Source organism: Aeromonas sp. 30P (assembly GCF_051919805.1).
GTDB classification, from domain to species: domain Bacteria; phylum Pseudomonadota; class Gammaproteobacteria; order Enterobacterales; family Aeromonadaceae; genus Aeromonas; species Aeromonas veronii.
On the sequence record NZ_JBQBEA010000001.1, the window covers coordinates 3174029 to 3188161 of the forward strand.

The following is a 14133-nucleotide window of genomic DNA, read 5'->3' on the forward strand; positions in this document are numbered from 1 at the left end:
TAACACAAGTTGGAGTACACTCCCACGCATCTTGCGGGGTCCTTATCACTATTCAGAGGTGCGCATCAGTATGGGAAAACGGTTCAGGGTCCATTCGGTCAGCAGTGCCATCGGGCGCGCCATGGTGTTGATCCTCTTTATGGCCAGCCTGATCGCGCTGGTCGCCATGGTCACCCTCTTCTACTCGGTACCCGATGCCAAGGCGATCAATCTCTCCGGTTCGCTGCGGATGCAGGCCTACCGGATGGCCTACGAAATCGAGCGGGGCGACAGCGTGCTGGGGCGCCTCTCCCAGTTTGAAGAGACCCTGCACGCCGAAGAGCTGCAGGAGACCCAGCGCTGGATCACTCCCCTCCCTGCGTCGCACCTATGGCGAGGTGCTCGGCCAGTGGCAGGTGATGCGCCAGCACATCGAGGATCGCACCCCCAGACGGTACACCGATAACACCGAGCAGTTTGTGGCGGCCATCGACAATTTCGTCAATCAGATGCAGTACCACGTGGAATTCAAGGTGCGGATGCTGGCACTGGCAGAGGGGCTCGGCCTGCTGGCCATCATCACCATCGCCTGGTTCACGGTGCGCTTCACCCGCCAGCAGGTGGTCGCCCCCCTCAACCAGCTGGTCTACTGCGCCCGCCAGATCCAGCGGCAGGATTTCGATCTTAAGCTGCCCGCCCACGGCGAAAATGAGCTGGGGGAGCTGTCGCGCGCCTTCGTCACCATGGCGGACGAGCTGGGCAAGCTCTATCGGGAACTGGAAAACAAGGTGGAAGAGAAAACCGCCAAGCTGCAGCAGGCCAATGACACCCTCTCGTTTCTCTATTCGACCGCCCAGAAGCTGCACGCTGCCCCGCTCAGCACCCGTACCCTTATCAAACTGCTGGACCGCGCCGCCGCCCACCAGCATATCGACCACATCCGGCTGACCCGCTTCGAGCACAACGCCATGCCGGTCTACATCTCGGGGCGCACCGGCTGGCCCGGCGATCTCGATGCGGTCGCCAGCTTCTATCTGCAGATGGATGAGCAGGAGTTCGGCCGCCTCGACATCATCAGCCAACACCCCATCGATGAGCGGTTGATTAAAAACTTCACCATGCTGCTGGCTCAGGTGCTGCACAAAGACCAGACCCTGCTGCAACAGCAGCGACTGCTGCTGATGGAGGAGCGGGCGGTGATCGCCCGGGAGCTGCACGACTCGCTGGCGCAGGCCCTCTCCTATCTCAAGATCCAGTCCACCCTGCTCAAGCGCTCTTACGCCAAGGGGCAGCATGACAAGGCGCAGGAGGCGATGCAGCAGATCGACGAGGGGCTTAGCAATGCCTATACCCAGTTGCGCGAACTGCTCGGTACCTTCCGTCTCACCATTGGCGATGCCAATCTGGGGGAAGCGATCCGCGTCATGCTTGATCAACTGCAGCCTCAGACCCAGGCCGAAATCCGGTTCCATTACGGACTGGCCGACAACGACCTGGAGGCGGGCCAGCATATCCACATTTTGCAGTTGATCCGTGAGGCAGTGCTCAATGCCATCAAACATGCCAACGCGCAAGTGATTGATGTTAGCTGTGAGACCCTCGCCAGTGGTAACATTGAGGTTCAGATTTCAGATGACGGTGTCGGGATCGGACTCGCCAGCTCGGCGATCAACCATTACGGTTTGAGCATCATGAACGAGCGCGCCAGCAAACTGCACGGTCTGCTGACCATCAACGAGCAGCAACCACAAGGCACCTGCGTGCATCTGACCTTTCCCACCAGTCTAGCGAGAGACGCCTGATGGACGAGATGAAATACACAGTTTTGGTCGTAGATGACCATCCCCTCATGCGCAAAGGGATTGTGCAGTTGCTGGCTCTGGAAGAGAACATGGAGGTGACCGGTGAAGCCTCCAACGGCACAGATGCCGTGGCGCTGGCCAAAGAGTCCGAGCCGGACCTGATCCTGCTCGACCTCAACATGAAGGGGCTCTCCGGCCTCGATACCCTCAAGGCGCTGCGGGCCGAAGAGATCACCTCCCGGGTGGTGATCCTCACAGTCTCCGATGCCCGTCAGGATGTGGTTGCTTTGCTCAAGGCGGGTGCTGATGGCTACCTGCTCAAGGATACCGAGCCAGATCTGCTGCTGGCCCAGCTGGCCGACGTGATGACCGGCAAGCAGATCCTGAGCGAGCCGCTGCGCCCCTATCTCGAAAACATCTACGAGCTGGATCACCTGCAGCAGAAGCTGGAAAGCTTAACGCGTCGCGAAATGCAAATCCTGCGCGAAATTGCAAAAGGCCTCTCCAACAAACAGGTCGCCTCGGTACTCCATATCTCCGAGGGAACGGTCAAGGTTCACGTGAAGAGCCTGCTGAAGAAACTCGAGGCGCAAAGCCGTGTGGAAGCGGCTGTCATGTATCTGGAGCAGCGCAACTAAGCGCCCTCAACCGCCCGAAAAGCCACCCTCCGGTGGCTTTTTTCATTCTCTGGCACAGTCGCTGCATTGTCATATTCAGCAACTACTCAATGGAGGATGGAACATGAAACTACAACCTTTGGCACTGTTCCCCTTGCCTTCCCACATACTGCCGGGCGGCAAGCTTCCTCTGCGTCTGTTCGAGCCACGCCACCTGCAGATGCTCAAGGAGTCATTCATCAACGATCAGGGCTTTGGCATCGTGATGGAAGAGTCGACCACCTCGGGACAATCCGGCCGCATTCTGCCGGTGGGCACCCGGGTCAAGGTGACTGACTTCTACACCCTCAATGATGGCCTGCTGGGGGTGACGGTGCTGGGACTGGAGCGGTTCTGTATCCACGAGATGGAAACAGACGAGATAGGCCTGCGCCGGGCCAAGGTGGAGATGCTGCCCAACTGGCCGAGCACCCACTCAGATTTCAACGACAAGCTGCTGGTCAATCGCCTGCGGGAAGTGTTCGAGCAGTATCCGGAGCTTGATGAGCTCTATCCGGACAAGCGCTTTGAAGATGCCGCCTGGCTCTGCCAGCGCTGGCTCGAGATATTGCCGATGCCGATTTATGAAAAGCAGATGCTGATTGCCAAACAAAACAGCGAGGCAGCCCGTAAATTTCTGCATCGCCTGATTTCACAATGACAAAAACAGCGTTGCAAAATGCAATTATTCCAACAATGAAAATGTGAAATTCGCATTTTGCGAGTGAGTAGGAACGCAGAACGCCATAACAAGAGAGAGCGGCTGCGCTAAACGGCCAAAATTGAACACAAAAGAGTCTAAAAAAGTTGGCACAGATTTTTCATATAGATTGATACAACCCGATTTATCCCGTGCTCTCTTCAGTATTTGCTGAAGAACTGGTCAACCCACAAAGTTGACCATTTTTTTTATCCGCGCGTCGGCAATCGCTGACCAAAGTGACGCTGCAAACACTCTCTCAACCGTGACAAGGTGATAGGCTTGGCGAGAAAGTCATCCATCCCCTGCGCGAGACAGCAGGCCTTGTCCTCCGCCATTGCATTGGCTGTCAGGGCGACGATAGGCATAGTACATCCCAACTCACGCAAGCGTCGGGTCGCTTCCAGTCCGTCCATCAGGGGCATCCGCATATCCATCAGGATCAGATCCGGGATCTGCTCATCCACCTGCGCCAGCGCTTCCAGACCATTGGCAGCCAGCCGAACCTTGCCCACCAGTTTTTGTAGCATCAGCGACACCACCAACTGGTTCACCGGGCTATCCTCCACCACCAGCACATCCAGCGGCAGCAACGTAGCAACGCTCTCTTCCCGCTGTGGTTGACAATGGCAAGGCAACGCCATGCCAGGCAGTTCGAACCAGAAACAACTTCCCTTGCCCGGCTCGCTCTTCAGGTGGATCTCTCCCCCCATAAGCGTCACCAGACGCTTGCTGATGGCAAGACCGAGGCCGGTACCGGAAAAACGCCGGGTGGCCGAGTTGTCGACCTGGGAGAAGGGTTCAAACAGCAGCGCCTGATCCGCATCGGCGATCCCGATCCCGGTGTCGGAGACCGAGATAAGCAACTTCTCATCCTGCCAACCCAGGTGCAGTGTCACCTGCCCCTGCTCGGTAAATTTGAGGGCGTTGTCCAGCAGATTGCCCATCACCTGCGACAGACGCATCGGGTCCCCCTGCAACTCCCGGGGGACCGACTCATCGACCCGATAAACCAGCGCAATCCCCTTGGCGGTCGCGCGAGCTTGCAGCGGCTCGACCAGAGATTGGCAAAGCTGGACGGGTTGCAGGGTCTCGCAGTGAAACACCAGGGTTTGCGACTCGATTTTCGAAAAATCGAGTACGTCGTCGATGATGGTTTGCAGCAATCTGGCCGAGTGGGTGGCATGGCGCAGCAGGCTCTGTTGCTCCGGCGCCAGCTCGGCATGCTGCACCAGATCGAGCATCCCCAACACCGCATTCATGGGCGAGCGGATCTCGTGGGTCATCATGGCCAGAAACTGGGACTTGGCACGGTTGGCCGCTTCGGCCTCATCCCGTGCCCGCGCCAGCTCCTCTTCCCTACGGATCTGGTTGCTGATATCCCGGGCAGTGCCGCGATAACCGATAAACTGGCCATCATGGTCAAAGCAGGGCTCGGCGCTCACCTCCATCCAGCAGGGGCCGTGTTGCAGCGCAACCTGCATCCGCACCCCTCGCACCGGCTGGCGTAGATCCAAAAGCTGCAGGTATTTCTGGGCATCGCAGCTCTGCTTGTTGCAGACGTAGTCATAGAGGGTCGGCCGGGTCGCCTGCGGGGTCATCTCATCCAGATAACCCGGCTCAGAGGCGTAACTGAGGCGATGCTCGGCATCTGTCTCCCAGAACCAGTCCGAAGCCATGGCGGCAAAGCTGCGAAAACGGCGTTCGCTGGCCTGCAGCGCCTCGGTTTTTACCGCGACCTGCTCCTGCAAGCGGGCCCGATAGGTGATGTTGACCAGCGCCTGGGCGATGAGCGGACGGCAACGCTCCATGGCGGCCTTGCTGGTGAGATCGAAGGTGCCCGCCCGAGCGTGGCGACAGATGAGAGTGGCGGTAAAACCGGGGGCCTGCAGCCCGGTCAGCATCACGCTGGCCCAGCCCGGCTCGCTCGCCAGCGGCGCCAGCTCAGGCAGCTGGGCGGGATCGTAAATCACCAGAGTTTCACCCGAGATGGCGCGGGCAAATGCCGGGGTCATGCGCCAACTGCGGGCTGATAGCATCGGCTCGGTACTGAGGTGGGTACTTCCCTGCTCCCCTTCCCAGGCCACCACATCCGCGTGCTCAAAGCCGATAAAGGGTTTGAGCACCTGGATAAGGCTCTCCAGCACCTGCTCCAGCGTCTTGGCATCGGCGAGGGTGGCAACCCCCCCCAGCAGGGTCTGGGACTCGTGACGATACTTGGCCTCGCGCTCGCGGCAACGCATAAGGTCGACCAGCGTGGTCTGCAATTTGTCGCCGAGGGCTTCCAGTTCATTGTTGCCAATCATCTTGTTGCCTGCTCTGTTATGTTCTGCCGACTCAACGGGTCAGGAAAATCACGCTCGATACCATCAGGTTGCCGTGGGCCAGCTCGCCATTGGGCAGCCGCCCCTGCTCGCCGAAAGTAAAGGGGGTGATAAAGGGGATGTTGCCGAGGCGAGCCTGGCTCTGCTCGACAAATTGGCACAACATATCACCTAGCGCCAAACGGCAACCAGCACAAAAGATGATGAGAGCGCCGATAGGCTGCAATTCCACATCGACCCCGTACCCTGGCTCGACGCGCATGGCATTGAGGCTGCGCTGCAACAACCCTTCCTGGCTGCTGTACATCAACAGCAGACGCTCCCCTTGCACCACATCGGTAAAGAGCCGCAGCCCGCCCTGTTCGGTCACAGCTTCGGGGTGGGAAAGTTTGTAGTAAGGAATGCCATCCAGTGCTCCCACCTGACGAGCCAGCGGGGTGAGCGTGGTCTCCCGCAAAATCGCCCCTACCGGCCAAGGCTGCTCGCGCCCGCACCAGCGGGCATAGACCTCGGCGGCTGGCTGGTGATCGATGGTGAGTACCTCCCGCCCGTTGCAGGCGGTGATCTCGCCGCTGAATTCGGCAGGCACATAGCCCGAGTGAAACTGAAAAGCGAGCTGGCAATCGGGATAGAGCACCGCCAGACCGATGCCATCCTGAGCCACCGCCTCATCCCAGCAGAGCTGCCAGTCACCGCTGACGCTGCTATCAGCCGCGGATCCACCGACCACCGGCACCGAGGCACCGAGTTCGGCCTCGATACCGGCCAGCAGCCCCTCCTCCTTGCCGGGACTGGCATGAAACAGGATCAACTGGGGCAGCTCGCCCGGCCGACCACAGTCGCTCATGGCTCGGCGCAGCAACTGCCGCACATCCACCCCGTCACCGCTGGCACCGGCTACCCCGAATGCCCCTTTCTCATCGTAAAGAGCAGCAACAGCCAGCCCATATCCGTCTCGGGCGTGGTGTCCCATCTCGGTCATGACACCACCGCAAGAGCTGCACCCAAGCAGGCGGGTCGTCGGGAACTGGCGTTTGAGCGCGTCGCGTAGTATCACCCCCTCATGGGCTTGGGTAAAATAGAGTAACAGCAGGGAGGGGGCCTGAGCGGCATGGTGGCGCAGCTGCGCGCAGATATCTTGGGCCGCCAGCGATGAATTCTGGGCGAGGGAGTGAACGGTCAGAAATTTCAACACCATCTCCTTGTTTTATCGAATGGCAGCCTCAAGCAAAAATCATACCTTTATCAAACAATTATCTCGCTTCACTTGCTAACATAGCGGTCAACTGAGACCAATGACAGGACGCCCATATGTGGCAAAAAAACATCAATGACTTCGATCGGGTCGTTGCCATCGGTGGTGGCCACGGCATGGGACGAGTGCTTTCGTCCCTCTCGTTTCTCGGTCAACGGCTCACCGGCATCGTCGCCACCACAGATGATGGTGGCTCGACCGGACGCTTGCGCAAGAGTCAGGAGTGCATCGCCTGGGGCGATCTGCGCAACTGCCTGAACCAGCTGGTCACCGATCCCAGTATCGGCAGCCTGTTGTTCGAGTACCGCTTCGCCGGCAAAGGCGAGCTGGCGGGCCACAACCTTGGCAACCTGATGCTGCTGGCGCTCGATAATCTCTGTGTCCGTCCTCTTGATGCTATCAAGCTGATCAGTGACATGCTCAAAATCGAGTCACAATTGCTACCCATGTCTGAATTTCCCACCGATCTCTGCGCCCATATGGAGTGTGGCACCCAGATCCTGGGAGAGGTATCCATCGATCAACTGGCAACACCGCCCCTCTCCCTCGGCCTGATGCCGGAGGTGCAAGCGACCCGGGAAGCGGTGCTGGCATTGCAGCAGGCGGACATGATCATTCTAGGGCCGGGCAGTTTCCTCACCTCCATCATGCCGCCACTGCTGCTGGCCGAGATCGCCCAGGCCATCAACGAGAGCAGCGCCATGCTGGTTTTCGTCTGCAATCTGGTGGCGGAGAACGGTCCTGCCAGTCAGCTGGATCTGATGAGTCAGTGTCGCTGGCTGGAGTCCCGGGTCGGCCAGGGTCGACTGGATGCCATCCTGACCCCACAGGGCGCGGGTGATGCGGGGGACTGGCAAGGGCGTGTGATCGAAGCCGAGCTGGGCGAGCTTGAGCTGCCCCATCGGCACGATCGATTGAAGCTGAAACTGGCGCTGGACCGGATCATCCAGCAACTTCTCAACCAGCGTTAGGCAACGGTCACGGCGCCCCGGCCCCCCTGCATGGCGCCGTTACTGATAATCGGCAAGAAACGCGAGTACCTGAGGCAAGGATGCCTCCAGCAGTTGCAACTGGCGCTCTGCCTCGGCCACATCGGCCTGCTTGCTGGCCATCTCCAGCGCCATCACCTGCTGATAGCTCGGCATGGCGCCGTAGCTGCCACAGGATGATTTCATGCTGTGCGCCACCCGAGCCAGCGCCTCCCACTCTCCCTGTTCATAGAGGGGTCTGAGCTGACTCAGCTGCTCGCCCACCTCTTCAATAAAGACTGCGATGACCACGGGCAGCATATCCGGACCGATATCCTCTGCCAGCTGCTGCAACACCTTGCGATCCACCCACTCCATGCGAGGCTCCTCCTGAACGGTATTCAAACAGACCATACTATAGATAGTTTTCGATGTCGTGGCTCACGACCAGGCTGTGATGAAGCACCCGATTGGATGGCTCAGGGAATAAAGTGGCAAAAAATGTGATCAATATCGAAATAGCGATGCTGAAACGCCCGTCAAGACAACAACTTGATTGCCACAAATTAACAATTGATCAACACTCAATGCCATCAGAGTGATGATGCTCAGCAACACCTCTCATCCCTTTTGCCTTTTATGGCTGCTGCGAAGAACCAGGGTAGGTATCTACCCTGGTATTTTTTTATCTTGCTCAAGCGCGACCTGATTGGTCGCCACCCGCTCTCCCATGCGAAACAGATTGAATTCGCCGGGCGCCATTTTGACCCAATTCTCATTGCCGGTCAGCGGACGGGTGGTGATCAGGGTCACCACATCGTTGGGGGTAGTCTCGCTTTGAAAGTCGATCACCACCTCCTCATCCAGCAGGCTCGCCTCGCCAAAGGGCGCACAGCGGGTCAGCCAGTGCAGGTTGTTGCTGCAGTAGCTCATCACATACTCCCCGTCCGAGAGCAGCATGTTGAACACCCCGAACGCTCTGAGCTCGTCACACAGGGTAGCGAGATAGCGAAACATGGCGGGAAAGTTGGCAGGACGCTTGGGATATTTTTGCTCCAGCCGATCGAGCAGCCAGCAGAAGGCGTGCTCGCTGTCGGTATCCCCCACCGGCCGGTGGCGGCCGGTTAGCAGCTTCTTGTAGCCGGTGAGCTGACCGTTGTGGGCGAAGGTCCAGTAACGACCCCACAGCTCACGGGTAAAGGGGTGGGTATTTTCCAGCGACACGCAGCCACGGTTGGCCTGCCTAATGTGGCTGACCACGGCGCAGCTCTTGATGGGCAGCGCCTGTACCAGTCTGGCGATGGGAGATTGGGCGCTGGGCTCGGGATCCTTGAAGGTGCGAAAGCCCTTCCCCTCGTAGAAGGTGATCCCCCAGCCATCCTTGTGGGGCCCGGTCTTACCGCCACGCAGCATCAACCCGGTAAAGCTGAAGCAGATATCGGTCGGCACATTGGCACTCATGCCGAGCAGTTCGCACATATCCGGCAGACTCCTTTCATGATTTGGCTTGTGTCATGTTCGACCAGCACGCTGGTTCGACAGACAGCAGGGGGAGGCGCAATCCCTTCCCCTGTGACTGGCAACAACCGGCCGATGGCGAACCATGTTACCGGCGTTGCCCTTGTCTGGTGACGATGGCCTGATTACTTGGCCATCTCTTTTTCGACCAGCTGGATCAGGATGTGGATCACCTTGATGTGCACTTCCTGAATACGGTCGGCATAGCCAAAGTGCGGAACCCGGATCTCGACATCCGCCAGACCCGCCATCTTGCCGCCATCCTTGCCGGTCAGGGCGATCACTTTCATCCCTTTGGCGCGGGCTGCCTCGATGGCTTTCAGGATATTGCCGGAGTTGCCGCTGGTGGAGATGCCAAGCAGCACGTCGCCACGACGGCCAACCGCTTCTACGTAACGGGAGAAGACATAGTCATAGCCAAAGTCGTTGGAGACGCAGGAGAGGTGGCTCGGATCGGAGATGGCGATACCGGCATAACCCGGGCGGTTCTCGCGGTAACGACCGGTCAGCTCTTCGGCGAAGTGCATGGCGTCACAGTGGGAGCCACCGTTGCCACAAGAGAGCACCTTGCCCTCTTCTTTGAAAGAGTCAGCCAGCAGTTTGGCGGCCGCTTCGATGTTTTTCAGGTTCTGCTCATCAGCCAGGAAGGCCTGCAGCACGCTGGCTGCTTCGGTCAGTTCATTGCGGATCAATTCTTGGTACATGATGTCTCTTCCACTGTTTTTAGTGTGCGTGTAGATCCCGGCTATTCTCGCACAAGCGAATCGCACAGTCGCCCCCCTGCGAGCCACAGCGCTGGCGGCGCGTGAGCGTTATGGGGATCACAGAGAGAAGGTAATGAAGATGTAAACAGCTTGATAACTTTGTGCGTATGAATTACAACAGGGGCCATATCCAACAGGTCAGACCTCTGGATGAGTTACACCACGTTGGCACATTTATACACGCAAGGAGCAAGCAATGACGACGACCCTCACTCTGCTCGGGGTGATCCTGGTTATCGGAGCCCTGGCCTATCGCCGGGCATCCCTGTTCATCTCCACCCTGGTCACCGGCGCCGCCCTGGTGCTTGGCGCCATCTATGGTCATGTGCCCTTGCTGGTATGGGCGCTGTTCGCGGTGATCGCCATCCCGCTCAATCTGGTGGAATTTCGCCGCAATCAAATAACCAAGCCACTGTTCAAGATCTACAAATCGATCATGCCGGAGATGTCCCGCACCGAGAAAGAGGCGATTGAAGCGGGCACCACCTGGTGGGAAGCCGATCTGTTCGCGGGCAACCCGAACTGGAAAAAGCTGCACGCCATCCCGGTCAGCGCCCTCTCTGCCGAAGAGCAGGCCTTTATGGATGGTCCGGTCGAGGAAGTGTGCCGCATGGTGAGCGACTGGGAAGTGACCCACGAGCGCGCGGATCTCTCCCCCGAGGTGTGGCAATACCTGAAGGACAACAAGTTCTTCGCCATGATCATCAAGAAGAAATATGGCGGTCTGGAGTTCTCGGCCTACGCCCAGTCCTGTGTCCTGCAAAAGCTGTGCGGTGCCAGCGCCGTGCTCGCCTCCACCGTTGGCGTACCCAACTCGCTGGGCCCGGGCGAACTGCTGCAACACTATGGCACTGACGAGCAGAAGGATTACTACCTGCCCCGCCTGGCGGTAGGCAAAGAGATCCCCTGCTTCGCCCTGACCAGCCCGGAGGCAGGTTCGGACGCAGGCTCCATCCCCGACTTCGGTATCGTCTGCAAGGGCGAGTGGGAAGGCAAAGAGGTGCTCGGTATGCGCCTCACCTGGAACAAGCGCTACATCACGCTCGCCCCTATCGCTACCGTCTTGGGTCTCGCCTTCAAACTGCGTGACCCCGAGCACCTGCTGGGTGAAGAGGAAGAGCTCGGTATCACCTGCGCCCTCATTCCCACTCACATCAAGGGGGTCGGCATTGGCCGTCGCCACTTCCCGCTCAACGTGCCGTTCCAGAACGGTCCGACCCAGGGCAAGGATGTGTTCGTCCCGCTCGATTTCATCATCGGTGGCCCGGCCATGGCCGGTCAGGGCTGGCGCATGCTGGTCGAGTGTCTGTCGGTCGGTCGCGGCATCACCTTGCCCTCCAACAGCACTGGCGGCGTCAAGATGCTGGCCCTGGCGAGCGGCGCCTACAGCCGCATCCGTCGCCAGTTCAAGCTGCCCATCGGCAAGATGGAAGGGATTGAAGAGCCGCTGGCCCGCATCGGCGGCAACGCCTACATCATGGGCGCCGCAGCCAACCTGACCGTGACCGGTATCGACCTTGGCGAGAAGCCGTCAGTCATCTCCGCCATCGTCAAATACCACCTCACCGACCGAGCCCAGAAGTGCATCATCGATGCCATGGACATCCACGGCGGCAAGGCCATCTGCATGGGCCCCAACAACTATCTGGCCCGTGGCTATCAGGGTGCGCCCATCGCCGTTACGGTGGAAGGGGCCAATATCCTGACCCGCAGCATGATCATCTATGGTCAGGGCGCTATCCGTTGCCACCCGTATGTACTGCCGGAGATGCTGGCCGCCAGCCATCCCGACAAGGAGCAGGCGCTGAAAGATTTCGACAAGGCGGTATTCAGCCACGTCGGCTTTGCCATCAGCAACCTGGTACGCAGCTTCTGGCTCGGTATCACCGGCGCCCGCTTTGCCGCGGCCCCTTACAAGGATCAGACCAAGGGCTACTACCAGCAGCTCTCCCGCCTCTCGGCCAACCTGGCGTTCCTGTCAGACATGGCGATGGGCACCCTGGGTGGCGAGCTCAAGCGCAAGGAGCGGGTCTCCGCCCGCCTTGGCGACGTGCTGAGCCAGCTCTATCTCGCCTCCAGCGCCCTCAAGCGCTATCAGGACGAGGGACGCCAGCAGGCCGACCTGCCGCTGCTGCACTGGGCACTGCAAGATGCCATGTTCAAGGCACAAGAGGCGATCGACGAGCTGCTGCGCAACTTCCCGAACCGCTGGATTGGGCTTGCCCTGCGCGCCGTGGTGCTGCCGCTGGGTCGTGACCTGAACCGTCCGTGCGACAAGCTGGACCAACAGGTTGCCCGTCTGCTGCAAACCCCGAGCGAGACCCGCAGCCGCCTGGCCAAGGGCCAATACCTGACGCGCGAAGAGGGCAACCCCTTCGGCCTGCTGGAGCAGGCGCTCGATGACGTGCTGGCCGCCGAGCCGCTGTTCGAGAAAGTCTGCAAGAGCGATGGTATCAAGCGTCCCTTCATGGCGCTGGACAAGGTGGCCGACATCGGCCTGGCCGCTGGCGTACTGACCCAGAGCGAAGCCGAGCTGCTGCGCCGCGCCGAGGTAAGTCGCCTGCGCACCATCAACGTCGATGATTTTGACCCCATCGATCTGGTGGCCAACAAGAAGCTGTTTGAAGCCTCCGCTTACCATCACGCGGCTTGATAACCACCTATCGACAACGCCTCCCTTGTGGAGGCGTTTTTTATGGGCGCTCACCACTATTCACGGCCCGAACAGCCACCACTTGCACTCACAGCTCCCCCGACCAGCTGCTGGCCCCGTGTGGTCAGCCGGGAAAAAAGGCACAATAGCCGACAAATCGAATCACCAAGGAAGCCAAGATGACCCTTGAGCACCTGATCCTGTGGCGCCGCGACCTGCACCGCCTGCCGGAAGCCGCCTGGAAAGAGTTTCGCACCACCAGCCTGATTGCCCACCACCTGAGCGAGCTCGGTTATCGCATCGTGCTCGGCGACAAGCTGCTGGCCAGCAATCTGATGATGGGGCGTGATGTGGATGTGGCGGCCGAGAAGGCTCGCGCCCGCCGTCAGGGGGCCCATCCCGACTGGCTGGAGCGGATTGGCGATGTCACTGGCCTGATGGGAGAGCTCGATACCGGCCGTCCCGGCCCGACCCTGGCCTTTCGCTTCGACATCGATGCGGTGGAGGTGGAAGAGTCCGATGCCGAACAGCACCAACCGCAGCAGGAGGGCTTCGCCTCCCACAACAAGGGGTGGATGCACGCCTGCGCTCACGATGGCCACACCGCCATCGGCATGGGGCTGGCCAGCAGCCTGATGGCGATGAAGGAGCAGCTGTGCGGTCGTATCAAGCTCTTCTTCCAGCCCGCCGAAGAGGGGTGCCGCGGTGGCAAGGCGCTGGCTGCCGGTGGCGCACTCGATGACGTGGATGCCCTGCTTTCGCTCCATATCGGTATTCACGCTGGCAGCGGCGAGCTGGTGATCAACCCCACCGAGTTTCTCTGCTCCACCAAGTTCGACGTCCACTTTATGGGCACTGCCGCCCACGCAGGGCTCGAGCCCAATGCCGGCAGCAATGCGCTGGCTGCCGCCTGCATGGCCACCACCGCCATGCTCGGCATTCCCCGCCACCGCGACGGCATGACCCGCATCAACGTCGGCCAGCTTCACGCTGGCAGCGGCCGCAACGTCATCCCCGATCATGCCGAGCTGCGCGGTGAAACCCGCGGCGCCGACAGCGCGCTCAACGACTACATGTTCAGTCAGGTACAGCGCATCGTCGAAGGTACCGCCCTCGCCCACGGTGTCACCTATCGCATCATCAAGCAGGGTGAGGCCATTGCGCTCGACAACAGCCCGGCGCTGCAGGCCGAGCTGGCGGCGCTGGCCCGCAAGCAGGGGCTCGCCACCATCCAGACTCGCCGCTTTGGCGCCAGCGAAGATGCCGGTTTTCTGATGGAGCGGGTGCAAAAACAGGGGGGCGAAGCAGCTTACCTCATCCTGGGGGCCGATCTGGCGGCACCACACCATCACAACGAATTCGATTTCGATGAGCGGGTTATGCAAAGCGGGGTAGAGCTACTGGCCGCCTGGGCCCGTGCCCGACTGGGTGTGGCAGAAGCAGCCCTCTCTTGATATCCCCTCGGCAAGCTCACCGGCTAACGGGATCAAAAAAAGGCGCCTCGGCGCCTTTTT

10 protein-coding genes and 1 pseudogene are annotated in these 14133 nt (G+C 59.9%); 6 read left to right on the forward strand and 5 right to left on the reverse strand.

Features of this window, described 5'->3' with window-relative positions; all coding sequences use genetic code 11:
• Nucleotides 1-70 precede the first annotated feature (70 nt).
• The 3 genes and pseudogenes from narQ (at nucleotide 71) to ACTG2B_RS14655 (ending at nucleotide 3098) form a co-directional block, all read left to right on the forward strand.
• Nucleotides 71-1781, forward strand: a pseudogene (narQ, locus tag ACTG2B_RS14645) (nitrate/nitrite two-component system sensor histidine kinase NarQ).
• Nucleotides 1781-2419, forward strand: a complete 639-nt coding sequence (gene narL, locus ACTG2B_RS14650; protein WP_005334471.1) for a two-component system response regulator NarL — start codon at nucleotides 1781-1783, stop codon at nucleotides 2417-2419. Before narQ ends, narL begins: the two are co-directional and overlap by 1 nt.
• A gap of 103 nt (nucleotides 2420-2522) precedes the next feature.
• Nucleotides 2523-3098 carry an LON peptidase substrate-binding domain-containing protein gene (locus ACTG2B_RS14655; RefSeq protein ID WP_139460374.1) on the forward strand — a complete coding sequence of 192 codons (576 nt, stop codon included), beginning with the start codon at nucleotides 2523-2525 and terminating at the stop codon, nucleotides 3096-3098.
• A gap of 248 nt (nucleotides 3099-3346) precedes the next feature.
• Here ACTG2B_RS14655 and ACTG2B_RS14660 read toward each other — a convergent pair whose 3' ends face one another.
• Both ACTG2B_RS14660 and ACTG2B_RS14665 read right to left on the reverse strand, forming a co-directional pair.
• Nucleotides 3347-5443 carry an ATP-binding protein gene (locus ACTG2B_RS14660; RefSeq protein ID WP_439996220.1) on the reverse strand — a complete coding sequence of 699 codons (2097 nt, stop codon included), beginning with the start codon at nucleotides 5441-5443 and terminating at the stop codon, nucleotides 3347-3349.
• Between the two features lie 31 nt (nucleotides 5444-5474).
• Nucleotides 5475-6659: an FIST signal transduction protein gene (locus ACTG2B_RS14665; protein ID WP_439996222.1), complete on the reverse strand. Its 1185-nt coding sequence runs from the start codon at nucleotides 6657-6659 to the stop codon at nucleotides 5475-5477.
• 113 nt (nucleotides 6660-6772) lie between these two features.
• On the opposite strand from ACTG2B_RS14665, the gene ACTG2B_RS14670 reads away from it, so the two are divergent.
• Nucleotides 6773-7687: a gluconeogenesis factor YvcK family protein gene (locus tag ACTG2B_RS14670; RefSeq protein ID WP_236302332.1), complete on the forward strand. Its 915-nt coding sequence runs from the start codon at nucleotides 6773-6775 to the stop codon at nucleotides 7685-7687.
• Between the two features lie 39 nt (nucleotides 7688-7726).
• Here ACTG2B_RS14670 and ACTG2B_RS14675 read toward each other — a convergent pair whose 3' ends face one another.
• The 3 genes from ACTG2B_RS14675 to lpcA all read right to left on the reverse strand — a co-directional run bounded on the left by ACTG2B_RS14675 (nucleotide 7727) and on the right by lpcA (nucleotide 9906).
• Nucleotides 7727-8062, reverse strand: a complete 336-nt coding sequence (locus tag ACTG2B_RS14675) for an Hpt domain-containing protein (RefSeq protein ID WP_005353511.1) — start codon at nucleotides 8060-8062, stop codon at nucleotides 7727-7729.
• Nucleotides 8063-8353: 291 nt separating this feature from the next.
• Entirely contained in the window at nucleotides 8354-9163 is an 810-nt protein-coding gene (locus tag ACTG2B_RS14680; RefSeq protein WP_439996224.1) for a class II glutamine amidotransferase, read from the reverse strand.
• A gap of 164 nt (nucleotides 9164-9327) precedes the next feature.
• Nucleotides 9328-9906, reverse strand: a complete 579-nt coding sequence (gene lpcA, locus ACTG2B_RS14685) for a D-sedoheptulose 7-phosphate isomerase (RefSeq protein WP_005334485.1) — start codon at nucleotides 9904-9906, stop codon at nucleotides 9328-9330.
• Nucleotides 9907-10162: 256 nt separating this feature from the next.
• Between lpcA and fadE the strand changes: the two genes are divergently transcribed.
• The gene (fadE, locus tag ACTG2B_RS14690; RefSeq protein WP_058059900.1) at nucleotides 10163-12619 is read left to right on the forward strand and encodes an acyl-CoA dehydrogenase FadE; all 2457 of its coding nucleotides are present in this window, start codon (nucleotides 10163-10165) and stop codon (nucleotides 12617-12619) included.
• 179 nt (nucleotides 12620-12798) lie between these two features.
• The gene (locus ACTG2B_RS14695; RefSeq protein ID WP_139477619.1) at nucleotides 12799-14073 is read left to right on the forward strand and encodes an amidohydrolase; all 1275 of its coding nucleotides are present in this window, start codon (nucleotides 12799-12801) and stop codon (nucleotides 14071-14073) included.
• Nucleotides 14074-14133: the final 60 nt, after the last annotated feature.